Raw genomic sequence first — 24,476 nt, 5'->3', positions numbered from 1 at the left:
GTTACGATGAAAGGATGGAGTTACGATGCCTGATATGAAAAAAGCTGTAGTGATTGGCGCAGGAATTGCGGGGTTAATCACGGCAAGAATGTTATCTGATTATTATGAAGAGGTATGCATTATCGAGCGAGATGAATTGCCTGCTGAACCGTCAAATCGTCAGGGTGTGCCTCAATCCTTTCATCCACATCGGGTATTGCCGCGCGGCGGACTCATTCTGGAACATTACTTTCCCGGATACAATGATGAATTGATTGCACTGGGTGCGATTCCTTCACAGAACGAAAAGTTTGTGATAGCCAATCGTTACGGAACATTAGTCAACAAGGCGAATGCGGCTGCTTCTTCCTTCAACATTGCATCGTGCAGCAGAGCCCTGCTTGAATGGGTACTGCGTCAGCGCGTGCAGAGCATCGATCATGTAAGCTTTTTAACGAGTACAGAAGTTACCGGGTTAATGATGTCGGAAGATCGCCATTCCATTACAGGTGTATATACTAAAGAACGGGGCCGGGATCATCGGATAGAAATGCTTGCAGCGGATATGGTGATTGATGCCTCCGGGCGCTCCTCCAAATTGATCAGGTGGCTTGATGAGATAGGAATACCTGTGCCCGAACCGGAGGTGCTGAAGGTATCCCTTGGTTATAGCACCCGTTATTACAACATACCGTCCTCTATTCAAAATGAATGGGGAACGGTCATTACAGAATCAGACCCGGAGCAAGGAGTTCGTGCGGGCATGTTCTGGCGAATTGAAAATGATATTGCGGGAGTATTGCTTTTCAACGCAGGAGGCAATGAATATCCTTCCACCGATCCGGATGAGTTTCAAAAGCAAATCAAGCAGCTGTTTGCTTCACATGAAATCGCAGCATTGGTAGACCAGTTGGAGCCGTTTCAAGGACCGCGGGGATACCGTATTTCCGAGTCTGTCCGTCAACATTTTGAACTGATGGAGCATTGGCCTTCGGGATTACTCGTGCTTGGCGATGCATTCTGCAGCTTTGATCCAATCCATGGCCAAGGCATGACGGTTGCCGCCATTGAAGCCGAAACGATAGGGAAATGTCTAGAGGCACAGCGAGTGCATCCCGAGCCGCAGTTTGAGCGCCAAGTGCTGCTTCGTATGCAGCAGGAGATCGAACCGGCCTGGTGGCTCAGCTCGGTGGCAGACCTGCGTTGGCAAGGTGTTGAGCATGTTGGGCCGTCCCAACTAAAGGGGGTACCCTTTGCTCAGAAATATATCAATTTGTTTGTGAAGCAGGCAATGAAAAAGTCGAGCCAGGAAAACAATAATCGCCTCTTTTTTATGCACTTTCTGATGAATGCTTTAATTCTTCCTCCAAGCGAATTTTTTAAAGGAAACATCCTGAATCTGATTTTGAACGACAATGGCTCCAAGGAAGAACTGGAGTTAAGAGCGGAACTTGATATAGAAGATCCAGAGCTTTTCCAGCAAAGAATAGATGAGATTATTCCGTCATTTCAGTTGGAGCCTGATGGTCGTATCCAGAAAATGATGGATTCTTTAAGGCTTGCTATGAGCAAGTAAGGGGAGGAAGAATGAAAAAGAATTTATTCAATTTTATAGCCAGCGTTATTATTTCTTTAATTGTATGTTTTCTCTTGTTGTACTTGGCTCCAGTTCCAGATACAGATCGTGTTATTGTATCTATAGCCATCACAATTTCTCTTCAATTATCCTTCATCACGGCCGCATTGCTCTCAAAACATAAGAAATAAAAAAAACAGTCTGGGACCATGAATTTTTGTGTCCCAGACTGTTTTTTTTACGCCTTATTTACTCTGCATTCAGTACAAACTTCTCGATAACCTCTTTAACACCGTCTTCGTTGTTGCTTGCAGTAATGTAATCGGCCAGCTCTTTCAGGGCAGGGATGGCATTGCCCATCGCTACACCAAGACCGGCCACTTCCAGCATCTCGTGATCGTTCCACGAGTCGCCAATAGCGATGCACTCGCTGAGCTGATGACCGAAATGCTCGGCCAGGAACGTCAGCGCGTGGCCCTTCGTGCCTTCTTTATGCATGATTTCGAGGAAATACGGTTTGGACTTCGTAATGTGTACCTCGGGTCCGAGCAGCTCACGAAGCTCGACAGCCACTTGATCCAGATAGTCCGGCTCATCAATGATGAGCAGTTTTGGTGTTGGCTGCTCGATCACTTTAATGAAATCAGACTCGATGTAATATTGCGTGCCGTTTAATTTGGCATAATCAAGCAGCTTTTGATTTTCCTCACGGGCATAAAGATTGTCGTCGATGTACGTCTGCAGGTGCAGGTTTTTCTCCAGGCAGTAGTCAAACAGCTTGCGGGAAGCCTCCTGCGGCACATAGCGCTCATACAGCACTTTTTCATCCAGCAGGTTTTTCACCAAAGCGCCTTGATACGTAATAATCGGCACGTTCAGCTTGGTTTGGCGAGCAAGTGCCTGTGCAGAAGCATACGCGCGTCCAGTAGCGAGAGTTACCACGACACCGTGGGCTACCGCTTGTTCCAGTGCAGTTTGCGTAGCGGGTGTAACTTCCTTGTTGTCGTTAATCAGGGTGTCGTCGATGTCAATCGCGATGAGTTTGTAAGTCATGTGTGCGTTTCTCTCCTTTTTTATCTGGCTCTATTTCATTGAACGAAATAGGCTCACACAAAAACTACGATGACAGAATAACCTTCCAATCACTGTTATCCCCGGATTTTTTTGAACTCTTTATTTATAAGGAGAAAATCCGGTGATAAAGGTGAACGCTTCGCTTTTTCAGGTTTTTTCTGTCCTCTCCGTTGCTGTGATCCTATTTCGTTCAAACAATCTATATCCATCTAAATTGCTTGTTTATTTCTGTTACTCCTCCAGGAAAATAAGACCGATGAAGTCTTCCAGCTCCAGGTTGCCGAAGTAATGTTTCACATCCAAGCCATCCAGTGCTGAACGCACTTCGGTTTCTTCATAACGCTTCCCGCGCAGCATATCCTCGATATCCGCTACATCGCCAACACCAAAGAAGTCTCCGAAGATTTTGATATCCTCGATGCGGCCATCCTTGATGTTCATACGCAGATCAATAATGCCAACAGGGAATTTGCGAGTGTGTTTTACATTGCTTTCCGGTGACAGACCGTAGTTCCAGTCCCAGTTGTTATAACGCTCGGCCGAGATTTCCTTGATTTTGTCCCAGTCTTTCTCGGTCAGCTTATACTGAGGAACGTCCTGCGGCTCCATGCGGAAAATGTGACGCAGCAGCTCATCACGGAACTCTTCAATCGTCAGATTGGTGTCAATCAGATCACGAATGTTGGCTACGCGGCTGCGTACCGATTTGGTGCTCTTGGATTTGAATTTCTCGGGATTGACGTTCAGGGATGCCTGAACATGCTCCAGATTCAGATCAAACATCAGCGTGCCATGACTGAACATACGTCCGCGAGTGGCGAATTGCGCGTTGCCGGAAATTTTCTTTTCACCGACTTGCAGATCATTGCGCCCGGTCAACTCGGCATTCACGCCAAGCTCATGCAGGGCTTCAACGACAGGCTGGGTGAACTTGCGGAAGTTGTGGAAGGACTGACCGTCATCCGCAGTGATAAAACTGAAGTTCAGGTTGCCCAGATCGTGATACACCGCCCCGCCCCCGGAAAGGCGACGTACCACCTGCACTCCGTTATCCTGAACGTACTCGATATTAATCTCTTCAATCGTGTTCTGGTGTTTACCGATAATGATCGACGGACGGTTGATGTAAAACAACAGATAGCTGTCATCCTCCATCGGCAGATGCTTCAATATGTACTCCTCAATCGCGAGGTTTACAGAAGGATCTGTAATACCCTGATTATCTACAAACAGCATGGTCATTCCTCCATTAATGTATATGAGAGGCGTGTAAGCCCCCTATGTAGTGAAGCTTGTACAAATGAATCAGAAAACCGAAGCTCCTGAAATTCCTCTTCTATTGTAAACGAATTGCGGTTAGGACACAAAGAAAACACGTAACCTCTTTGTTTACAACTTCTGGCTTTGGCCCCAATCATAAAATGAAAACAATACAGGATTGACCCGTACCTCCCATGCCCTCCATAATAAAAACAACATGCAGAGAGGATGACGGATGAATGACCGGTTATATTGAAGTGTTCGGACATGGCGGAGATGTGGAGACCGCTGCTTCACGTTTTGGAGGAAATGCCACAGATTTTCTGGATTACAGCGCCAATATTAATCCGTTAGGACCGCCGAGGGAAGTGCTGGAGGCTTTGCAGCAGGGGCTGCATTTTGTGCTTCGTTATCCCGATCCAGGGCATCGTGGATTCAAAGCCTTGCTGAGTGAACGGCTGGGAGTAACACAGGAACAAATCTCTGTGGGCAACGGTGCGGCCGAAAGTATGGCGCTGATCCTGCTTGGACTTGCTCCGCGCAGAGTGGGAACTGTAGAGCCGGGCTTTTCGGAGTACCGTGCTTTGGCAAGGCAATTCGGTGCGGAGGTTACACATGCGATGGGGCGGGAAGAGCTGAACTGGCGTGCGAGGCCCGAAGATATTGAACGGCTGATGGAAAAGGTGGACCTGCTTTTCCTCGGACAGCCTAACAATCCAAACGGTGTGCAGTATCCGCTGGAGGTGCTTCACAGGCTCGCACGCTCAGCTGAAGAGAGTGATACCGTGCTTGTCATTGACGAGGCTTTTATTGATTTTATTTCGGCAGCAGAGCGTCAGTCTCTTGCTTCAGATATAAATACGTATCCGAATGTCATCATCATTCGCTCCATGACCAAGTTCTACGCCATCCCTGGTCTGCGGCTCGGATATGCCATAGGCAACCCGAAATATATCCAGGCGATGACACGGAAACAGGTCACCTGGAGCGTAAACGGGCTGGCGCTCGTTGCAGGTGAAGCCTGTCTGCGCAGCGGCGAACATTATGAACAGCAGACGATCACGTTGATTGCGCAGGAGCGTGTACGGCTGGTTGCAGCGCTGGAGAGGTATGGATGCAGTGTAACACCGGGAGAGGCCAATTTCCTGCTGGTACATGTTCCGCAGTTCTGGACGGCAGCTTCGATGCAGGAGGCACTGGGGCGGCGTGGCGTTCTGATTCGCAGCTGCGCCATGTATCCAGGCCTCCGTGCAGGGCATGTCCGCTTCGCGGTAAAAGATGCCCAGGCCAATGACAGATTGCTTGAGGTGCTGGGGAGTGTGCTTGAACGAAGCGAGCATCAGGACCAGGATCTGGCAGTTGCAGATCAGGAGAGTCAGCAGGAATATACGCAGCATTCCGAAAAAATAAAGGGAGGGGAGCCGCTGTGACACTCCCGTTTTATAACTATTTTGCACATGGAAAAAAAGACGAGAATACCTATGTGTCCTCTTCCTGGCCAGGTCTGCTCCTATCTGCACATAAACGGCATATCAGGGCGCTCAGTTCACAGCCTGCACAGGCATTATCAAGTGCGGTGTACGGTGGAGGTATGTTCGAACTGGACCGTGTCTTTAACATCTATGTGGACAAGCACTACCGTTGTGATGATCCGCCCCGTGACATCGAGCAGGCGCTGCTCGAATGGCAGGAACGAACGGAGATGTGTGCCGGATTGTTAACAGCGGTCAGGCTGGAGCATACCTCGATTCAGGAGTATACATGTGATGCTTTCGGGTTGTTGTGCTGTACCACCGCAGGGGTATCGAATGCAGCACGCGCTGGTTCGGAGAGAACTGTTTTTGATGCTTATGGAGAAAAACATCAAGCGAATGCCTCGACGCTGCGAGAGACGGAAGATGTTTCGGCAGATTACGATCGGCACAGTGGGACGGATATCTCTGATACATCAAACACATTTTCATCCAATACATCAAACACATCTTCATATGTCCCGGGTACGATTAATATCATGCTCTGGTTGAATGGGCAGATGACCCCGGGTGCGATGGTTAACGCCATTCAGACAGCGGTCGAGGCCAAGGCAGCGGCACTTGCCGATGCAGGCATCAAGGATTCGGAGAACGGACAGACTGCCACAGGCACAACGACCGATGCTATTGTGCTCGCAGTGCGCCGGACCAAGCATGAGAGCCAGCCGCTGCATACGTACGCCGGTACAGCTACGGCTCTGGGTGCGGCGATTGGCAGACTGGTATATGACACGGTGACGGAAAGCCTGCAGGCTGGACTGCATTGGAAAGAGAGGAGAGGACAGGGCGACAATGACATTTGATGTTGGACACCTATGGGCATCATCGTTCTGGGCAGGCATGGCAGGAGCCTGGATCATTATGCTTGCGTACATATTGGACCGGTGCATCGGAGACCCGCGCTGGATTCCTCATCCGGTGATCGGCATGGGGAAAGCGATCTCGGCGCTGGAGCGTATAATTCGAGCACGCGTGAAGACGAATGAAGGTTTGACAAGAGCTGGTCTGTTATTTCCGCTCCTGATTGCAGGGGGTTCTTTTGCTGTCACGTGGGGTGTGCTTCTCCTGCTGGGCTTGATCCATCCGATCGTATCCGGCATAGCCGAAGTCATTCTTATTGCCACTACCATTGCTTCCAAAGGACTGCGTGATGCAGGCATGGAAGTATACCGTCATCTGAAACAGCAGGACTTTGTTGCAGCGAGGCGTGCACTCGGCATGATCGTGGGACGTGATACAGCACATCTGGACGAGCCTGAGGTCGTTCGGGGAACGGTGGAGACGGTCGCGGAAAATATCGTGGATGCCATCGTATCACCTCTGTTCTATGCACTTATTGGCGGTGCTCCGCTGGCTATGGCGTACCGTGCTGTCAACACACTGGACTCTATGGTTGGTTATAAAAATGACAAATATCTGCATCTCGGCTGGGCTTCGGCCCGTCTGGACGATTGGGCGAACTGGATTCCTGCCCGTCTGACGGCGATGCTGTTAATTACGGGAGCATGGGTCATGAAGCTGGACGCCAAAGGCGCAGCGCGTATGGTTACCCGGGATGCAAGACTGCATCCAAGCCCGAACAGCGGTTTCCCGGAATCGGCCGTTGCTGGTGCGCTGGGCATTCGGCTGGGCGGACATAATGTGTATCACGGCGTTTCCTCGTTTCGTGCGTATATGGGTGAACCAACGCGGCCAATGGAGGCAGAAGATATTGTGCGAACGACACGGCTGATGTTCTGGTCGGCGGGTGCTTTTGTTGTCCTGTGTTTCTTGACCGTGCTTGTTGTACGGCTGACGGGAGGCACGCTGTTATGGCAATAAAGAGAGGGCGGCGGCATCAAGCAGAACGTAGTGCAGCACTAGTGGGTGAATCAGAGCAGCTTGGCCCGCAGCGTAGCATTGTGCTGATCCGTCATGGGACGACGTCCTGGAATGTGGAAAAAAAATATTTGGGGCATACCGACATCGCTCTGCTGCCTGATGCAAATGAAGAGCTGGCTATGCTGCGCGAGCAATGCCGCGATCTCGCATGGGACGCTGTATATTGCAGCGACCTGCTTCGCTGTCGCCAGACGCTTGCGCATATTGCGCCGCAGGCAGCTGCGGAGGCGACGCTGGACCGGCGCCTGCGCGAGAATGATTTTGGAGAGTGGGAAGGTCTGACCTATGAGCGATTGAAGCATAATCCGATCTACCGAAGCTGGATTGATCATCCGCAGGACGTTACACCACCTGGGGGTGAAGCGTGGTCGTCTTTTGTCGAGCGCATGGATTCATTTCTGGACGAGCACTTATGGTTGGATGAAACCGTATCGCCTGCGGGAGAGATCTACAAGCCAGCCCCGAGGACTGAACAAAGAATACTCATTGTGACACATGGCGGGGTCATTCGTTATATGCTTTCCCGACTTCTTGACGGCGTTGGCTTCTGGGATACTCACGTAATCCCCGGTCAAGCCATTCAGGTTCATCTGCAAAAGCAGGGCGGGAGATGGCTGGGCCGGAGGGGGTCTTTTCCGCCAATCGGGTTGTAAGGTTAAGCAATATACCCTATAATCACAACAGAAGTATGCTCGGTATGGACAGGTTGTATGGGGTGAGATGAGATGTGCTGCCTGAGCTGACGTGTTCTGTACCGAATAATACAGCTGTGTTAGATTGGTTTTAATTCATTATTAACGACCAAGGGTCCCGTGTGTGGAGAGGTTATTCATGATAAGGAAACACAAGGTCATGATCTGCATAAGGGTAAAATGGGGAAGCTGGTGCAAATCCGGCACGGTCCCGCCACTGTGAAACAGGAGTATTCCTGTAAGTCAGGTTACCAGCCCTGGACGTACAAGCCGCTGTTCCTTCGAGGAAAGGACAACGTTTCGGGCCATTCTATGCGCATGGACAGCCTAGTGCTGCACATGTACAGATTGCCGTAAGCGAGACGTTCTCCCTGATCCTTTGTAAGAGGATCGGGGATTTTTCTTGTTGTACACGGTGTGTTCAAAAATATTATGTTACACGAGCCACTCCGATTGCAGTACCATTTTCCGATCGCTGTTATCCCCGGATTTTTTGGATTCCTTTAATTTGAGGGGAAAATCCGGTGATAAAGGCGAACACTTCGTTTCTCCAAATTGGTTCTGCACTCTCCGTTAAACGTGTACACATCTTCATTTTCGTTTCATCGGAACACCAAGATGGGGCAGAGCATTAAGAGTGAGGTAATATGCAACAACAATAGTACAGATAGAGAAGGGGAGTTTAAATCAATGATTAAGAACTGGAAAGCACTATCATCTCTGCTGAGTGCAGCGATGCTGGCACTGGCGCTGGCTGGATGCGGCAATGCAACAACGAAAGAAGGAGCAGGTAGTTCGCAACAGCCTGCACAGGAGCAAACTCAGGAACAAACACAAACGGATCTGAAAACCCAATATCCACTTACCGTTACAGATGCGACAGGTGAATCATTCACGTTCGAAAAAGCACCAACCAAAATTGTATCCGTATCTCCTGCCGAGACAGAGTCTCTGTTTGCCCTTGGGTTGGACAATGAGATTATTGGTGTGTCCGATTATGACGATTATCCGGAAGCGGCCAAAACTAAAGCCAAAATGGGCGGCATCAACAAGCCGAATGAAGAGTCCGTTATTGCAGCCGATGCTGATATCGTATTCGGAGGCATTTCATTAAGCGAGGATGCAGTGAAAAAGCTGCGTGATATGGGTATCACCATTTTCAAAACCGACCCTAAATCCATCGACGATGTGATGAACAATATCGAAACCTTCGGTAAAATTACTGATCATCAGGAGCAGGCGCAGAAATTGATTGCACAGATGAAGCAGGATGTAACTGATGTGACCGAAGCGGTACAAGCTGTAAAACCGGAGGACAAGAAGAAAGTATATATTGAGTTCTCTCCAGGCTGGAGCGTAGGTAAAGGTGAGTTCATGGATGAGCTGATCACGGTTGCAGGCGGCACCAATATTGCTGCAGACAAAGAGGGCTGGTATCAGATTAATGAGGAGAATGTTATTGCCTCCAACCCGGATGTTATTTTGTATGCCAATGATGTAGTGGAGGACTCCAAAACGCTCGATCAGATCATCAAGGCACGTAGCGGCTGGGATCAAATTACAGCAGTGAAGAATAATGCGGTGATTGGTCTGGATGCTAACTTGCTAAGCCGTCCGGGACCTCGTGTAACCCAAGGGTTGAAAGAAGTAGCCAAAGCAATCTATCCTGACCTGTTCAAATGAGCAGGAAGCTGATGCTGTTTGGAACGATGGGCATGGCGCTGCTGGTTTTTACCGTGCTCATCTGCACAGGCATTGGTTCAGTGGCACTGCCAATCGGGGACATCGCGGGCATTCTTATTCATAAGATGCCGTGGATCGGCGACTGGGTTACACCGGATTGGGGCAAGGCGTCCGAACAGATTATATGGAAGGTTCGTTTCCCGCGTGTATTGCTTGCGATGCTGGTTGGAGCTTCACTTGCCATTGCGGGAGCGGGCTTTCAAGGTGTGCTGCGCAATCCGCTGGCCGATCCGTTTACACTCGGAGTATCATCAGGAGCCTCGGTAGGGGCAGCATTTCTGATCTTCTTCGGCCTGCAGTATGCCTTGATCGGAATCTGGACGCTGCCGCTGGTTGCCTTTTTGACCGGGGTCATTACCCTGTGGTTTGTCATGGCTTTGGCTCGTGAAGGGCGTAAAATTCCTACGCACAGCCTGATTCTGGCAGGCGTCGTTATGCAAAGCTTTCTGGCTGCGGTCGTTTCGTTCCTGTCGACCATGTCCAAGCAAACGATTAATGAAATTATATACTGGACGATGGGAAGTCTGGCTTTGCGCGGGTGGTCGTATACGGCCATCCTTTTCCCGTATTTCCTGCTTGGGCTGGTCTTTCTGTGGAGCCGGGCGCGTTCACTGAACGTGCTGGCACTCGGTGAACGTCAGGCTGCACATATCGGTGTTGGCGTGGACAGACTCAAGCTGTCCGTGCTCGCCGCGGGCACGCTTCTTACGGCCGCGGCTGTCTCTGTGTCGGGTGTAATCGGCTTTGTCGGATTGGTTATCCCGCACATGCTGCGGCTGCTGGTAGGGCCGGATTATCGACTGCTGGTACCTCTGTCTGCTATTGGTGGGGCGATCTTTATGGTGTGGGCAGATACGATTGCCCGCTCCCTGCTGGCTCCGACGGAAATTCCGCTCGGCGTTGTCACGGCATTTGTCGGGGCGCCGTTCTTTGCCTACTTGCTGCATCGGAACAAAAAGCTGCAGAAGGGGATGATGCCGTGAAGAAGCAGATGAAACAAAGGATGAGGCAGCATGGGAAACAGGGCACTGGACGGCCAGTGGACGCACAATCCAACGGTTCTTCCGGAGCGAGTTCAAGCAAGATGCTGGTGTCTCTTGCAGGGGCAGGCAAATCATATGGAGACCATCATGCATTACAAGATATAAACTGGCAGATTGCGGAAGGAGAATGGTGGGGCGTCGTTGGGGCGAATGGAAGCGGGAAGTCAACCCTGCTGCAGCTTATAGCTGGAACGGAAGAACTAAGTACAGGTCAGATTACGATAGATGGTCGCGATATCGGCTCTTACAGCCGCAAGGATCTGTCACGTATGATTGCCGTTTTGCAGCAGGATGGTCTGCCGGCGATCTCCTATCCTGTACGCGATGTCGTGGAAATGGGTCGATATCCGTACCAGAACTGGCTGGGCAGAGAAACAGCAGACGGGGCCCGGGTGGTCGACAGTGTGCTGGAAGAGCTGGGACTGACGGAGCTTGCAGAGCGGCCGCTGGATACGCTGAGCGGTGGACAGCGGCAGCGGGTGGCACTCGCCAAAGTGATGGCACAGGAGCCGCGCCTGCTGCTGCTGGACGAACCAACGACGTTTCTGGATATTAAATATCAGATGCAATTCATGGAGCTGCTGGCTGCATGGCGGCAGAAAAACAACATTACCATTGTGGCTGTGCTGCATGATTTGAATCTGGCTGCATTGTTTTGTGATCGGATTCTGGCACTGAGGGAAGGTGCAATGGTCGGGAAGGGCACACCTCACAGCCTGATGACGGAAGAGCAGATTCGGGACGTTTTTCGCGTTGAACCTGTGATGGTGTCCCATCCGAATCATGCCGTGCCTCAATTGCTGCTGCGTCGGGACAAGAAATAAATGCGGGTATTGGTTTTAATGAAGCGGGAGAACCCCCTATTTTGATGAAGGAAGTGCTGGTTGGATGAAGAATGAACAGATATTGGAACAATGGCTGACAAAAATTGTGGCTCCTGACCGGAACGTGGCTGCGGAAACATCTGCTCATGTGGATGTACTCACGAAACCGCCCGGAAGTCTCGGGAAATTGGAAGAGCTGGTGATTCGTCTTGCAGGTATGACGGGGAAAGCTCGCCCACGGTTTGATCGCAGAGCGGTGATTGTGATGGCTTCGGATCACGGTGTGGTCGCAGAAGGCATTAGTGCTTTTCCAGCGGAGGTAACACCGCAGATGGTGATGAATTTCCTTGCTGGCGGTGCTGCTGTGAATGTGCTGGCCCGTCAGGCGAGAGCAGAGGTCATCTGTGTTGATATCGGTGTAAATGCTGATCTGCAGCATGCAGATCTGTTCTCCCGCAACGTTCGTAAAGGTACAGCCAACATGGCCCAAGGGGCGGCGATGACTCGTGATGAGGCGATTCAGGCCATCTTGACAGGTGTGGAGGTGGTCGCCGAAGAAGTGGCAAAAGGTACACAGCTGTTTGTCACTGGAGAGATGGGGATCGGGAATACCACGGCAAGTGCTGCGGTGATGAGTGCACTCACCGGCATAGCACCTGCTGCTGCGGTTGGACGCGGAACGGGGCTGGACGATGCGGGTCTGCAGCGTAAAGCGGCTGTTGTCAGCCAGGCGCTGAGTGTGAACCAACCTGACCCGGACGATGCGCTTGATGTGTTAAGCAAGGTGGGCGGGCTGGAGATTGCCGGACTCACCGGGGTTATCCTTGCTGCTGCAGCTCATCGCTGTCCTGTCGTTATAGACGGATTTATCTCCACAGTTGCTGCGCTGGTTGCGAGACACCTGGCTCCTCTGAGTACAGCCTATATGATCGCTTCGCATACCTCCAATGAGAATGCACATGCAGCGCTGCTGCGTGAGCTTGAACTGAAGGCGATGCTTGATCTGGATATGCGTCTCGGTGAGGGAACGGGCGGGGTGCTTAGTCTGCATCTGATTGATGCGGCATGCCTCATTCTGAATGAGATGGCAACCTTCACAAGTGCTGGTGTGTCCGATGGATCAGGAGATGGCTCCCGATGAGTGTACTGGTCACAGGCGGGGCACGCAGCGGTAAAAGCTCGTTCGCCGAGCGTCTCTGTATGCAGCGTTCCTCGGAGGCGTGGTATGTGGCGACAGCCCAGGCATATGATGACGAGATGCGTGAACGCATTGCGATGCATCAGAAGCAGCGCGAGGACTCGGGTTACCTCTGGCGAACGATGGAGGAACCACTGGCTTTGCCCGCGCTGATAAAACGCATGGGCGAAGGTCATACGGGTACTTCTGCACCGACAATTCTGGTCGATTGCTTGACTCTTTGGCTGACCAATGTGCTGTTAGCGCATGAACAGGACGAGAGCCATGTACTTCAGGGACAGCTGGATGCGCTGGTGGAAGCGATTCGAACCTATCCGGGTCTGCTTGTGCTTGTTACAAATGAAGTAGGCGATGGAATCGTGCCTGAGTACAAGCTGGGCCGCATTTATCGTGATCTGGCGGGGGTGCTCAATCAGCGTATCGCAGCGATCTGCGGTGAAGTATTTCTCGTCACCGTGGGCATCGCGATTGAATTAAAAAGCAAGGAGTATCGTTTATGAAGCAGGGTGCATCCGGTTCAGCCGTTCCGCAGCGGAAATATGCGGCTGCGGCCGCATTTCAATTTTTGTCCCGTTTTCCTGTGAAAATGCAGCTTGATTTTGTGCCGCCACTGCTGCGTGAAAGTGTAGTGTATTATCCGCTTGTCGGTGCGGCAATCGGTCTATGTGTCTGGCTTGTTGGCGCACTGAGCGGTCAACTTCTGCCTGCTTTTCCGGCAGCGGTTCTGACCTTGACGTTATGGGTGTGGCTGACCGGAGGGCTTCATCTCGACGGATGGATGGATACGGCGGATGGACTGCTCAGTTACCGCAGCCGTGAACGTATGCTGGAGATTATGAAGGACAGCCGGGTAGGAGCGATGGGGGTTATAGCCTGCGTGCTGCTGCTTATGATGAAGGCTGCTCTGATCGCGGACTTTATTGCCAGCGGCAGCTGGGTGTACGGCGCTTTGCTGATTCTGCCCATGATCTGGAGCCGCTGGTTCATGGTGTACGCGATGTCGGCCTGGCCTAATGCACGCGGAGATGACGGGCTCGCTGTATTATTCAAAGGGCTTGGTGAGCGCAGGGAGGTCCAGCGATCACGTCGTGCCGCTCTCATGCTTACGCTGATTGCAGGAGTAGTCACGCTGGCTGCGGTAGGGCTGTTTAAACCGGATACAGCGGTTGCGGATGTAATGGTCAGCGGGTTTGGAACCTTACCGTGGTGGCTGTATCCTGTATCGGCTGTTATTGTCCTGCCTGTCGCTTGTTATTATATTGGCCGCTTGGTGGCTTCCCGGATCAGTACACGACTTGGAGGGCTTACCGGGGATACATACGGTGCCATGAATGAACTTCTGGAAGCCGCTTTGCTGACGGTGTTAAGCGTGCTTCAAGGACTATTTTGGCTGTAACGATCGTTGTAAAGAAAGCAGATGCAGACAGGGGGGGAGCAGCGTGCGAGAGAAACCAAAACAACCGGCGGCCGTACTGATGCTGCAGGGAACGGCTTCGGATGTAGGGAAAAGCGTCATTACTACGGCGCTATGCCGGATTTTCAAGCAGGACGGCTTCAGGCCAGCTCCGTTCAAATCACAGAATATGGCGCTGAATTCCTACGTCACAGCAGATGGCAAGGAGATTGGACGAGCGCAGGGGGCACAGGCTGAAGCCTGTGGAATCGAGGCTACAACCGATATGAATCCAATTCTGATCAAACCTGTGCGGGATATGCATTCACAGATTGTGGTTCATGGTGTTCCTTTTGCCCAGATGAGTGCGTCGGATTACCGTCAGCATTTTCTTCCAGAAGCCAGGCAGACCGTAATGGATGCCTTGAACCGACTTCGGAATGCCTACGATATCGTTTTAATGGAGGGAGCGGGCAGCCCGGCTGAGATTAATCTAAAGGATCGGGATATCGTGAACATGAACCTGGCCGGATGGGCGGATGCACCGGTGATTCTGATCTCCGATATTGATCGCGGTGGTGTATTTGCATCGATTGTCGGTACGCTTGAACTGCTGGAGCCCCATGAGGCAGCCCGTGTCAAAGGCTTCATTATCAACAAGTTCAGAGGAGATCTTTCCTTGCTGCAGCCCGGTCTGGACTGGCTTGAGGAACGTACAGGCATTCCTGTCCTGGGTGTGCTGCCATACATAAGAGATATACAGATTGAAGCAGAGGATTCGGTGGTGCTGGATTCCCTGCGTTATGGAAAAAGCGGGCAAACGGAGCTGGATATTGCTATTATCCGATATCCGCGCATTTCTAACTTTACGGACTTCGATGCGTTGCTTCGCGAACCGGATGTGAATGTGCGTTATGTGACCTCTCCAGAAGAACTGGGCAGACCGGATGCAATTATTTTGCCAGGTACAAAGGATACAATCGGTGATTTGATTTTTCTACGGGAGTCGGGTCTGGAGCGGGCAATCCTGAACGATGTAGAACAAAAGGCAGTGCAATTGGTCGGCATATGCGGCGGATATCAGATGCTGGGACGTCACCTGAAGGACCCGTTTGCAGTGGAGGCCAACCAGATTCAGGAAGCCGAGGGCATCGGATTGTTACCGCTGTCCACGACATTTTTTCAGCACAAACAGACGGTGCGGGCATCGGGCAAGGTACAGCCGTTTCATCCGTTCCGTCTTAGTGGCATGACGAATTCAGACATAAACGCAGACCAGGAAGCACACACAAGCACAGCTTCTGTACCTGTAAACGGATATGAAATCCATATGGGTGTCACCGAGTGCCATGAGCCAGAGCAGGTGACTGCGCTGTTTGAGATTGCTCATGCAGGAGGAGAGTCCTTTCTGGAGGGATGGGGCACTTCCGATGGAAGCGTATGGGGCACGTATTTACACGGTTTGTTCGAAAGCGATCTATTCCGGCGCTCCTGGCTGAACGGTCTGCGAGAAAAGAAGGGACTTGCACCGCTGGAGGAAACGTACAGCGCTCATGAGCGTAAGGAGATGGAATTTGATCGGGTGGCTGATTCTTTGCGCTCGTCACTGGATATGAAGCGAGTATACGAGATTATGGGCGTAATGCAGGGAGAATAAATATGAGGTCTTCTATAAGCTGACTTCTATTAGGAATAATCATCTAATTCATCTAATCATCATTGTATGTTCAACATATATCGAATCTAATCCAAAGAACACCCCCAAGGGAGGGCAGCCCGTTCGGTATGAACGAAGCTGCTGCTACATGGGGGTGTTCTTTATCATTCGATCATGTTCTCTTGTTTAAATCTTTGGAAGCAAGGTTATAGATATTTGTTCGTGCCCGGTTCTCGTATGTTTCGGTTGAGATTGGAGCAACAAGCGCATCCTCTAGTTAATCGTGAACTTCTTCATTGCCGTTTGCAGTTCGACAGCCAGCTCATGCAGGTGGCGAACCGTATTGGAATGAGAATCCATCTCGTTCAGCTGCAGTTCAGCCGTAGCAGCAATCTGCTGCATGCTCTCACGTGATCTGGATGTAATCTGTGCTGTTTCTTCCACCGAAGCGCTGACCTCTTCTGCACCTGCAGACACCTGCTGTGTAGATGAGGATACCGTCTGAATGGTGAGATTAACATTTTGAATGAGTTCATTCAGCTGCTGGAACGCCGAACCAGCCTTCTGCACAACCTCGGTTCCAGAACCAATCTCCTGTGTTACACGGTTCATTGCACTTACGGAGCGCTCGGCGTCTTCGCGAATGGTGCCGAGGTAATCAGCGATTTCCTCTGTTGCCGTCTTGGATTGTTCTGCCAGCTTGCGGACTTCTCCGGCGACGACAGCGAACCCGCGTCCGTGTTCACCGGCACGTGCAGCTTCAATGGAGGCATTGAGCGACAGCATGTTAATTTGTTTTGTAATTTCAAAGATGGAATTGACGATTGTACCGATCGCTACAGAACGTTCATTCATCGTTTCAATGTAACGCAACGATTCGCTGGCCGTTGCGCCAACGCGCTCCATCTGTTCAACTGCGTTCTGTGCAAGCTGATTGCCGTTTGTTGCTTCTGTTGCGGCTTCGCTAATCTGATCCGAGACTTCTGATGCAGACGAAGCGATATGCATAATGCCCTGCGTGATCTCTTCCATGGCTCTTGCATTCTCGGATGCACTGGAAGCAATGCTGACGCTGCCCTTTCCGGCTTCTTCTGCGGCCTGGCTGGAGTTCTGTACCATGCCGGACATGGATTCCACCCGCTGCAGCAGGTCATTGGAGCCAACCACCACTTCGTTGGAGGTAGACAGCGCTTGGCTGATCATTTCTTTGAGATTATGCGTCATGGTCTGGAAGCTTGCGGCCAGCTGGGCAATTTCGTCCTTGCCCTTCATCTTGAGCTCCGTGGTCAGATCACCTTGAGAGATTCGCTTGCTGTGCTCAACAAGCGTGCTGATTGGTCTGGTGACTCTTTTGACCATACTGGCAGAGATGAGCCAGCCAAGTACAAATACCAAAGCAGTGATACCCAGGCACAGCCAGAAGATCTGGGCAATTTTATCCTGAATAAACTTGGCATCCATGCTGACGGCCATGAGCATATTACTTCCTGAAATCGGGATAAATACAGCTTTATGTACACCATAGGCATCTGCATAAACGGAACTGATCGCAGCTTGTTTCTTCTCACCTGCCTCTGTCATTGCTGGGTTGATGTCTACGACATCTCCGGCCTTCATGCCTGAGTTAGTGCTAGCAACAACGACGCTGGCCTGATCATCCTGAAGGGCGACAACGTAGACAGCATCGAGGCTGTGTTCTTTGGCTTCTTCGGACAGGGAGGATTCTAACGTCATGGCAGCACCTTCGGCGCCTGCTCCGCCACTTTGCACCTGCAAAATTTTGGATGCAGATGTGTTTTTGTATATATCCTGAATGGATGTGCTCAGGACTTTATCGAATTGTGGTAGCACATAGCTTTGAATAATATTCATTGATACGGCATAGAAACTGATACTGAACAACAGGGAGGCAACCAGCAGCACAAGGAACAGTGTACCCCTGATCTTGCCGGCAACGGTTCGTTTGCGAAACATACAATCATCCTTTCACGTCATATTCGTTAACATTATCCCTTTTCTTTTATCGTATGGCCTTTTTACCAACGAACAAAGACCTAGTTTTCATGTTTATAAAACTTGGGAATAAGCGGATATACCTATTTTACAAAATTAACCGCGGGTTGAATACAACTTTTTTCATAAAACTGCAATTATTTTCATGAAACGTGCATCCATTACACGAATATTACATAATATCAATTAATACCTACCAGAATAGTTTGATATATGTTATATTGTTCATTGTCCCTTTTGTGGGAAATATATAAATAGAGAAATCGGTTTGATCACCGGTTAAACATGTCTGAGGAGGATATGAGGTAATGAATACATTTCTAATGATTGTGAATGTAGTAGTTATGCTGGCACTGCTGGGTGTGCTCTACTGGATGCAGAAGAAACACATCTCCTTTACGAAGCGTGTATTTGCGGGGCTTGGTATGGGCGTTGTGTACGGTGTAATTCTGCAATTGATCTATACATCAGGTTCGGATGTCATAGCGAAATCAGTCGATTGGTTTAATCTGGTCGGCTCAGGATATGTTCGTTTGCTGCAAATGGTCGTGATTCCGCTCATCATGGTGTCGATTATTTCGGCGATCATGAATCTGAAGGGCAAGCAGAACCTCGGTAAAATGAGTGTTTCGATTATTGCAATCCTGTTGATTACAACAGCTATTGCTGCCGGGGTCAGCATTGTAACCAGTCTGGGCTTCAACCTGACTTCCATTGAGATTCAAGGGGGAGATCGGGAGACTGCACAGATTCAAAAGGTGGAGGAGCGTCTGGCTGATGTGAAGGATCAGACGATTCCACAGCAGGTGCTGGAGTTCATCCCTTCCAATCCATTTGCGGATATGACAGGTGAACGCCGTACATCGACCCTTGCGGTTGTTATTTTCTCAGCCTTTATCGGAGTAGCGGTGCTGGGACTGGATCGTAAAAAACCACAGCAGGCAGAAACGTTCCGCGGCATGGTCAATGCCGTTTATGCGGTTGTGATGCGGATTGTTACGCTGGTGCTGAGGCTTACGCCTTACGGGATTTTAGCACTGATTACCAAGGTAACGGCGACAACCAATGCGGAAGAGATATTAAAGCTCATCAAATTCGTGATAGCGTCTTATGTCGCGCTGGCAATTATGTTTATTATTCACCTTATTATCCTCACTTTGTCCGGCTTCAACCCGATTACGTATGTGAAGAAGGTGCTGCCAACGCTGGTATTTGCCTTTACGTCCCGTTCAAGTGCTGCGGCCATTCCACTGAATGTGGAGACACAGACGAAGAAACTCGGCGTATCGGACGGCATTGCGAACCTGTCTGCAAGCTTTGGGGCTACGATTGGGCAAAACGGCTGCGCCGGGGTATATCCGGCCATGCTGGCGGTAATGATTGCTCCGACGGTCGGTATCGACCCGCTGAGCTGGGACTTTATTGTAACGTTGATCCTCGTCGTGATGATCAGTTCGTTTGGTGTAGCTGGCGTCGGCGGCGGGGCAACCTTCGCCTCCCTGATCGTATTGTCCACCATGAATCTGCCTGTGGCTCTGGTTGGACTGCTCATTTCCGTGGAGCCGCTTATCGACATGGGTCGTACAGCGCTTAACGTGAACGGGTCGATGACATCCGGACTGCTGACGAGCAAGATTTTGAAGGAAAACGATCGGGATACGTTTAACGATCAGAGCCGTGAGCTGGATTCTGCGGCTCACGCGTAAGCTGGGGCGGGGCCTTGCGCCGCAGCTCTTGCAAGAGATAAGCAGATGCTCGGCAAGGTGAGCGTTCTGCAATAGATGGCGCTGAGCCGCCCTTCGGAGAACTTCGAAGGGCGGCTCTTGCGTGTGTAATTACGCCGGAGCGTGCGGTCAGGCACGAGGGCGGGAGTCTTTTTTTCAATAGACAAGGGGGAGGAGATGTGATAGAGTATTCATGTTTTGGCCCTGCGCCAAGCCGCGGTTCGTAACCATCCCGCGTAATCAAAACTAGGAAGGCAGTGTATGTATTCATGTTTAATTTAGGATGGGGAGCGGTATTCGTTCTCGTGACGTATGGATTTTTCCTCTTGTGTTACCGCTTGTTCGGCAAAAAAGGTCTGTATGCCTGGATTGGTGTAGCAACCGTCATCGCCAACATTCAGGTGACCAAAACGATAGATATTATGGGCATAGTGCTGACGCTGGGCAACACGATGTATGTCAGTATGTATCTGACGAGTGACCTGCTGAATGAGAAATATGGATCGGGTGAAGCGCGGAAAGCGGTGTGGTTTGGATTTTTCACGCTGATCATGACAACGGTTCTCATGCAGATGGTATTGTTCTTTGATCCGGCACCGACGGACTTTGCTCAGGAATCCATGGAAAAATTGTTTGGTCTGCTGCCACGATTGGCACTCGGCAGTTTGTCTGCGTATTTCATCAGTCAGTTTCTGGATGTACGTCTGTTCAGCTGGCTGCGCAAAGTTGCGCCCGGACGCAATCAGCTGTGGATTCGCACAAACGGCAGCTCGATTATCAGTTCCTTTGTGGATACACTCGTATTCTGCACGGTTGCCTTTGTCTTCATCTATCCATGGGATGTGTGGCTGGAGATTTTCCTGACCACGTATCTGATCAAGTTTGTGCTGACTGCGGTAGGAACGCCGTTTCTGTATGCTGCACGCAGCTTCAAGTTTAAAGATGAGGCTTGATTAATATTCAAAAAGGATCATGTTGAGATTTCCCTCTGTGCAGCCACTTGAAATTGGACTGTACAGGGGATTTTTTAATTATAAGTTGAACTAAAGATTTTACACCATCCACTCCGATGACAGAATAACCTTCCAATCGCTGTTATCCCCAGATTTTTTCGATTCCTTTTTCTAAAGGGGAAAATCCGGTGATAAGCGTATGCTTCCGAAGCAGCTTTCTTGCAGAAAGCTTTCAGGCGACCGCTCCGCTTTTTCAGGTTTTTTTGTCCTCTCCGTTCACGTGTAAATAAATAGTTCAACTTATAAAGACATCATATTTTATCGAAACAAGAAATAATGCTTTTACATTTTTATGAAAAAGTTATAATATAAACAACCTGTCGTTATGAGCGAACGTGTAGCATTCGTGGGCAATCACTTCATACCAAGGGCAAAGGGGAATCATACATGTACTCAACACTGCGTTATACATTGGAAAGCAATGGCACAACCTACGAGAATGATAGCATTAATGCCTCGTTATTGGTGGAGTTAATTACGAATCTGGAATTGCAGGATTATGTGGTGCTTGAACCTTCGGAGCTGGTGGAGGGAAGTATGTATATGCAGGCTGCTGCGCTTGATGAACCCGGGCAAATGGTGGCGGAGATTCGTTTGCAGGAAGGAGAGAGCGGTTTCCGGCATTACAGCTATACTACGGCAGATCCGACGGTGATCATTCAATGGATTCTGGATTACTGGGGGAAGCAGCAGCTGCCACAGCTGGAGTCCTGGAAGGATATTACGCATGAGTTGGATTAATGGTAAGCCGTTTTTAGGTTAATGGTAAGCCGTTTAATGGCAAGTAATTTAATTGTGAGAGGCTAATTGTCAGTGAGGAAATAAAATAATTAAAATCCCGCAAACCATGAGGTCATGGAAAGCGGGATTTTTTGCGTTTGTGTATTTCGTAGCTCGTTCTGTATACAGACTAGTCTGTCAGGATTTGCAGTTCTTTCGGATAGGTCGTCAGCACCTCTACACCTGTCTCGGTTACGAGCACATCATCCTCAATCCGCACGCCGCCTGCTGCCGTATAAATTCCCGGCTCAATCGTAAACACGGTTCCAGCCTGAAGCAGGTCCGTATTCTCGCCGTGAAGTGAAGGATATTCGTGCACATCAATGCCGAGTCCATGTCCAACACGGTGCATAAAGCGCTCGCCGTAGCCTGCAGCAATCGTAACCTGGCGGGCAGCATGGTCCACCGAGGCACAGGTAATGCCTGGTTTAACTACCTGAATAGCGGCTTCATTGGCGGAGAGCACCGTGTTATAGATGGTGCGCAGCTCTGGCGTGATATCTCCAAATGCAAACGTCCGCGTAATATCGGATGCATATCCCGCGGCGTACACACCCATATCAAACATCAGCAGGTCTCCATGCTGAAGCTTGCGTTCACCAGGCGTGCCATGCGGCAGGCCGGTTTTGGGCCCGGTCAGCACCATCGTGTCAAAGGAAGGGCCATCTGCTCCAAGCTTTTTCATCTGATATTCCATCTCGGCCACCAGTTCGATCTCCGTTACCCCTGCACGCACATGGGTAAGACCTTGGCGCAGCGTTTCTTCAATAAGATAGATCGCGTGGCGAATGCGAGCGACTTCATCCGGTGTTTTGTTGACACGCAGCGCGCGCAGCAAAGGACCGACATCTTCGAAGCTTGCACCACCAAGCGCGGAGGTCAATTGCTCATAACGGGAGACGGTGACGTATTCTTTTTCCAGACCAACCCGGCCCAGGCGTCCCTGATATCGGTCGAACAAAGCATAAGGATTATCGGTGTCCGAATGCGTCGCAATGTTGGATACGGAAGAAGCGGCTGCCGCGGCGTCGGCGTCCAGTGCGGGTACAATCAACAGCGGGTCTTCGCCACGCGCCAGCATCAGACCCATAAAGCGTTCATGCGGATTGCTGGCATATCCGGTCAAGTAATAAATATGTTTGGGATCGGTAATGAGCATGGCGTCCAGCCCCTGCCCGGACAGATCGGCTTCGAGTCTTGATAAGGGAGTTTGATTCATGATTGGATGTATCCACCTTTCCATATGTGCTGCATAGGTTCGTGATTCGTTGTGCTGTTTCTATTATAGAAGATATTCATGGATTTCCCAATCACAAGATGGTCGCAGGATGCTTGATATCGTTTAAGTGAGGAGTGGCAAGGGTAATACAGGGCGAAACGTTTTATCTTATGAATGCCGTTGTGCATCAAGCAAGAATCAAGCAAGAATAAAGACATAGACACATGGAGCCATCGGAGACATGGAAGCCTTTTCAATTTTGATACGTTATAATGATTCCAGATAGAGCTGCGATGTGGGAGAGAGGCCCGACATATATTATATCAATGAGATCAGAACGAAAGGAGAATTCAATCTGTTATGAACAATCGATTAACCGTGCCGCTGTATGCATCATTACTTAGTATGGCTTTGTTGACCGCGTCCTGTACACCGGGTGATCCGGCATCAAGCTCACAATCGTCTTCTCAGGGAGAGGGAACGGGTCAAGGGCAGACGGCAAAGGGAAGTAATCATGGAGCTACTGCTGGAGAGAGTGAAGAGCAAGGCAGCCTCGTTGTGCCTTATCAGGCGTCTGTGCTGGTGGAGGGGCTGAATGCACCTTGGGAGATAGTAACAGCTGCAGATGGGCAAATGTTTGTTACAGAGCGCCCGGGAACGATCCGCGTCATTACAGATGGAAAGCTGGAGTCTGAACCGCTGATTGAATTTGAGGCCCCTTTTAACGAAGAAGGAGAGGGCGGGCTGCTGGGGCTGGAGATTGATCCGAACTTCGAGAGCAACGGATATTTGTATGTGTACCACTCCTATCTGGACGGGCAGGATATCGCCAATCGGGTGCTGCGTTTGAAGGTGAATGGTGGAAAAGCGGTGATTGACCGCGAGCTGCTTGCTGACATTCCTGGCGGGGTGAATCATAACGGTGGACGTATCAAGATTGGCCCGGATGAACGGCTTTACATTACTACGGGGGAGCGATACGAACCGGAGCTGGCACAGGACCAGAACAGTCTTGGTGGAAAAATACTGCGTATCGGTCTCGATGGCTCGATCCCTTCAGATAACCCTTGGCCGAATTCACCTGTATACAGTATGGGGCATCGGAACGCTCAAGGGCTGGCATGGAACCCGGATAACGGGTATCTCTATGCGACCGAGCACGGTCAACGCAATCATGACGAGATTAACCGGATTATTGCCGGGGAGAATTACGGCTGGCCCGAAGTGGAGGGTGACGACGATGGTGGCGGCGCCTATCAGGCCCCGCTTGCGCATAGTGGCAATGAAACTTGGGCGCCTTCGGGCGTAGCTTATATTACGGAAGGCCCGTGGGCCGGATCGCTGGTAGCTGCCAACCTGAGAGGAGAGCAGCTGCTGCGGGTGATATTATCCGAAGACGGTACAAAGGTCGAACAGGTAGTTCCTTTTTTCAAAGGGGAATGGGGACGCATCCGCAATGTGAGTGCCGGTGAAGACGGCAAGCTGTACGTGCTCACGAACAATCGCGATGGGCGCGGCACACCGCGTGACGGGGATGACAAATTAATCGTACTTACTCCAGAAGCGTGAGGGGACACGGAGGGATAGTGCGGATGAAGAGACGCGGCTATTCTAACGATTCGAGGGAAGCTTATTTGGTGGATTTTGAGTGTTTGAAAAATGTAACGATTCTCAGGAATGCTATTTTGCTGAAAAGGTGCATAATTGGGAGATTTCAGTGGTATTTCGAGTAAATAAGACTCCCAGTGGACCTATGTCAAGAAAGTAGACACTACGCTACGGATTTGTCCGTAAATTTCATTGCAAAACGAGCAGGGGAAAGATAACCTAGCGCGCCATGCATTCGCTTGCGGTTGTAATAGAACTCAATGTACT

General features: G+C 50.4%; 20 protein-coding genes and 1 riboswitch. Of the genes, 16 read left to right on the top strand and 4 right to left on the bottom strand.

From position 1 onward, the window contains the following. The first annotated feature begins 25 nt into the window (after positions 1-25). Positions 26-1,555 (top strand): FAD-dependent oxidoreductase, encoded by a 1,530-nt coding sequence (locus HNR77_RS25315; RefSeq protein WP_184190278.1) that lies wholly within the window; start codon positions 26-28, stop codon positions 1,553-1,555. A gap of 249 nt (positions 1,556-1,804) precedes the next feature. On the opposite strand, the gene HNR77_RS25310 is transcribed toward HNR77_RS25315, so the two are convergent. Both HNR77_RS25310 and lplA read right to left on the bottom strand, forming a co-directional pair. Further along, the gene (locus HNR77_RS25310; protein WP_184190276.1) at positions 1,805-2,608 is read right to left on the bottom strand and encodes a Cof-type HAD-IIB family hydrolase; all 804 of its coding nucleotides are present in this window, start codon (positions 2,606-2,608) and stop codon (positions 1,805-1,807) included. A 252-nt stretch (positions 2,609-2,860) separates the two neighbouring features. Next, positions 2,861-3,865, bottom strand: coding sequence for a lipoate--protein ligase (gene lplA / locus HNR77_RS25305; protein ID WP_184190274.1), 1,005 nt, complete (start codon positions 3,863-3,865; stop codon positions 2,861-2,863). Positions 3,866-4,128: 263 nt separating this feature from the next. Here lplA and cobD point away from each other — a divergent pair, with 263 nt between their 5' ends. The 11 genes from cobD to HNR77_RS25250 all read left to right on the top strand — a co-directional run bounded on the left by cobD (position 4,129) and on the right by HNR77_RS25250 (position 15,852). Further along, a complete protein-coding gene (gene cobD, locus HNR77_RS25300) occupies positions 4,129-5,319 on the top strand; it encodes a threonine-phosphate decarboxylase CobD (protein ID WP_184190272.1) in 1,191 nt (396 codons plus the stop codon). After that, the gene (locus HNR77_RS25295; protein WP_184190270.1) at positions 5,316-6,224 is read left to right on the top strand and encodes an adenosylcobinamide amidohydrolase; all 909 of its coding nucleotides are present in this window, start codon (positions 5,316-5,318) and stop codon (positions 6,222-6,224) included. The genes cobD and HNR77_RS25295 overlap by 4 nt, the downstream gene beginning before the upstream one ends. A 37-nt stretch (positions 6,225-6,261) precedes the next feature. Beyond that, positions 6,262-7,242, top strand: coding sequence for an adenosylcobinamide-phosphate synthase CbiB (cbiB, locus tag HNR77_RS25290; RefSeq protein ID WP_184190333.1), 981 nt, complete (start codon positions 6,262-6,264; stop codon positions 7,240-7,242). Further along, positions 7,233-7,955: a histidine phosphatase family protein gene (locus tag HNR77_RS25285; RefSeq protein WP_184190268.1), complete on the top strand. Its 723-nt coding sequence runs from the start codon at positions 7,233-7,235 to the stop codon at positions 7,953-7,955. Before cbiB ends, HNR77_RS25285 begins: the two co-directional genes overlap by 10 nt. A gap of 177 nt (positions 7,956-8,132) precedes the next feature. After that, a riboswitch (cobalamin riboswitch) is annotated at positions 8,133-8,268 on the top strand. A gap of 416 nt (positions 8,269-8,684) precedes the next feature. Next, positions 8,685-9,677 carry an ABC transporter substrate-binding protein gene (locus tag HNR77_RS25280; protein ID WP_184190266.1) on the top strand — a complete coding sequence of 331 codons (993 nt, stop codon included), beginning with the start codon at positions 8,685-8,687 and terminating at the stop codon, positions 9,675-9,677. Continuing rightward, positions 9,674-10,720: a FecCD family ABC transporter permease gene (locus HNR77_RS25275; protein WP_184190264.1), complete on the top strand. Its 1,047-nt coding sequence runs from the start codon at positions 9,674-9,676 to the stop codon at positions 10,718-10,720. Before HNR77_RS25280 ends, HNR77_RS25275 begins: the two co-directional genes overlap by 4 nt. A gap of 101 nt (positions 10,721-10,821) precedes the next feature. Next, complete coding sequence (locus tag HNR77_RS25270; protein ID WP_184190331.1) at positions 10,822-11,604, top strand: ABC transporter ATP-binding protein; 783 nt, start codon at positions 10,822-10,824, stop codon at positions 11,602-11,604. A gap of 64 nt (positions 11,605-11,668) precedes the next feature. Then, entirely contained in the window at positions 11,669-12,745 is a 1,077-nt protein-coding gene (cobT, locus tag HNR77_RS25265) for a nicotinate-nucleotide--dimethylbenzimidazole phosphoribosyltransferase (protein WP_184190262.1), read from the top strand. Further along, positions 12,742-13,302, top strand: a complete 561-nt coding sequence (gene cobU / locus HNR77_RS25260) for a bifunctional adenosylcobinamide kinase/adenosylcobinamide-phosphate guanylyltransferase (protein ID WP_184190259.1) — start codon at positions 12,742-12,744, stop codon at positions 13,300-13,302. The genes cobT and cobU overlap by 4 nt, the downstream gene beginning before the upstream one ends. After that, entirely contained in the window at positions 13,299-14,198 is a 900-nt protein-coding gene (gene cobS / locus HNR77_RS25255; RefSeq protein ID WP_184190257.1) for an adenosylcobinamide-GDP ribazoletransferase, read from the top strand. Before cobU ends, cobS begins: the two co-directional genes overlap by 4 nt. Positions 14,199-14,277: 79 nt before the next feature. After that, complete coding sequence (locus HNR77_RS25250; RefSeq protein ID WP_184190329.1) at positions 14,278-15,852, top strand: cobyric acid synthase; 1,575 nt, start codon at positions 14,278-14,280, stop codon at positions 15,850-15,852. Between the two features lie 273 nt (positions 15,853-16,125). On the opposite strand, the gene HNR77_RS25245 is transcribed toward HNR77_RS25250, so the two are convergent. Further along, a complete protein-coding gene (locus tag HNR77_RS25245; protein WP_184190255.1) occupies positions 16,126-17,826 on the bottom strand; it encodes a methyl-accepting chemotaxis protein in 1,701 nt (566 codons plus the stop codon). Between the two features lie 347 nt (positions 17,827-18,173). On the opposite strand from HNR77_RS25245, the gene HNR77_RS25240 reads away from it, so the two are divergent. The 3 genes from HNR77_RS25240 (at position 18,174) to HNR77_RS25230 (ending at position 21,343) form a co-directional block, all read left to right on the top strand. After that, positions 18,174-19,571 carry an L-cystine transporter gene (locus HNR77_RS25240; protein ID WP_184190253.1) on the top strand — a complete coding sequence of 466 codons (1,398 nt, stop codon included), beginning with the start codon at positions 18,174-18,176 and terminating at the stop codon, positions 19,569-19,571. Positions 19,572-19,858: 287 nt separating this feature from the next. Then, on the top strand, positions 19,859-20,542 hold the full coding sequence (locus HNR77_RS25235) for a queuosine precursor transporter (protein ID WP_184190251.1): 684 nt from the start codon (positions 19,859-19,861) through the stop codon (positions 20,540-20,542). 447 nt (positions 20,543-20,989) lie between these two features. Beyond that, positions 20,990-21,343, top strand: coding sequence for a hypothetical protein (locus HNR77_RS25230; protein ID WP_184190249.1), 354 nt, complete (start codon positions 20,990-20,992; stop codon positions 21,341-21,343). Positions 21,344-21,512: 169 nt separating this feature from the next. Here the strand turns inward: HNR77_RS25230 and HNR77_RS25225 are convergent, their stop codons facing one another. Next, on the bottom strand, positions 21,513-22,601 hold the full coding sequence (locus tag HNR77_RS25225) for a M24 family metallopeptidase (protein WP_184190247.1): 1,089 nt from the start codon (positions 22,599-22,601) through the stop codon (positions 21,513-21,515). 360 nt (positions 22,602-22,961) lie between these two features. On the opposite strand from HNR77_RS25225, the gene HNR77_RS25220 reads away from it, so the two are divergent. Continuing rightward, positions 22,962-24,170: a PQQ-dependent sugar dehydrogenase gene (locus tag HNR77_RS25220; RefSeq protein ID WP_184190245.1), complete on the top strand. Its 1,209-nt coding sequence runs from the start codon at positions 22,962-22,964 to the stop codon at positions 24,168-24,170. Positions 24,171-24,476 lie beyond the last annotated feature (306 nt).

Origin of the sequence: Paenibacillus sp. JGP012, assembly GCF_014203995.1 — a bacterium.
GTDB classification, from domain to species: domain Bacteria; phylum Bacillota; class Bacilli; order Paenibacillales; family Paenibacillaceae; genus Paenibacillus; species Paenibacillus silvae.
The sequence above is the reverse complement of the archived record's forward strand: the minus strand, read 5'-3'. Positions and strand labels throughout refer to the sequence as shown.

Coding starts and splice junctions, on each gene's coding strand:
- HNR77_RS25315 (WP_184190278.1), top strand. CDS start 26: ATGCCTGATATGAAAAAAGCTGTAGTGATTGGCGCAGGAATTGCGGGG.
- HNR77_RS25310 (WP_184190276.1), bottom strand. CDS start 2,608: ATGACTTACAAACTCATCGCGATTGACATCGACGACACCCTGATTAAC.
- lplA (WP_184190274.1), bottom strand. CDS start 3,865: ATGCTGTTTGTAGATAATCAGGGTATTACAGATCCTTCTGTAAACCTC.
- cobD (WP_184190272.1), top strand. CDS start 4,129: ATGACCGGTTATATTGAAGTGTTCGGACATGGCGGAGATGTGGAGACC.
- cbiB (WP_184190333.1), top strand. CDS start 6,262: ATGGCAGGAGCCTGGATCATTATGCTTGCGTACATATTGGACCGGTGC.
- HNR77_RS25285 (WP_184190268.1), top strand. CDS start 7,233: ATGGCAATAAAGAGAGGGCGGCGGCATCAAGCAGAACGTAGTGCAGCA.
- HNR77_RS25280 (WP_184190266.1), top strand. CDS start 8,685: ATGATTAAGAACTGGAAAGCACTATCATCTCTGCTGAGTGCAGCGATG.
- HNR77_RS25275 (WP_184190264.1), top strand. CDS start 9,674: ATGAGCAGGAAGCTGATGCTGTTTGGAACGATGGGCATGGCGCTGCTG.
- HNR77_RS25270 (WP_184190331.1), top strand. CDS start 10,822: ATGCTGGTGTCTCTTGCAGGGGCAGGCAAATCATATGGAGACCATCAT.
- cobT (WP_184190262.1), top strand. CDS start 11,669: ATGAAGAATGAACAGATATTGGAACAATGGCTGACAAAAATTGTGGCT.
- cobU (WP_184190259.1), top strand. CDS start 12,742: ATGAGTGTACTGGTCACAGGCGGGGCACGCAGCGGTAAAAGCTCGTTC.
- cobS (WP_184190257.1), top strand. CDS start 13,299: ATGAAGCAGGGTGCATCCGGTTCAGCCGTTCCGCAGCGGAAATATGCG.
- HNR77_RS25250 (WP_184190329.1), top strand. CDS start 14,278: ATGCTGCAGGGAACGGCTTCGGATGTAGGGAAAAGCGTCATTACTACG.
- HNR77_RS25245 (WP_184190255.1), bottom strand. CDS start 17,826: ATGTTTCGCAAACGAACCGTTGCCGGCAAGATCAGGGGTACACTGTTC.
- HNR77_RS25240 (WP_184190253.1), top strand. CDS start 18,174: ATGAATACATTTCTAATGATTGTGAATGTAGTAGTTATGCTGGCACTG.
- HNR77_RS25235 (WP_184190251.1), top strand. CDS start 19,859: ATGTTTAATTTAGGATGGGGAGCGGTATTCGTTCTCGTGACGTATGGA.
- HNR77_RS25230 (WP_184190249.1), top strand. CDS start 20,990: ATGTACTCAACACTGCGTTATACATTGGAAAGCAATGGCACAACCTAC.
- HNR77_RS25225 (WP_184190247.1), bottom strand. CDS start 22,601: ATGAATCAAACTCCCTTATCAAGACTCGAAGCCGATCTGTCCGGGCAG.
- HNR77_RS25220 (WP_184190245.1), top strand. CDS start 22,962: ATGAACAATCGATTAACCGTGCCGCTGTATGCATCATTACTTAGTATG.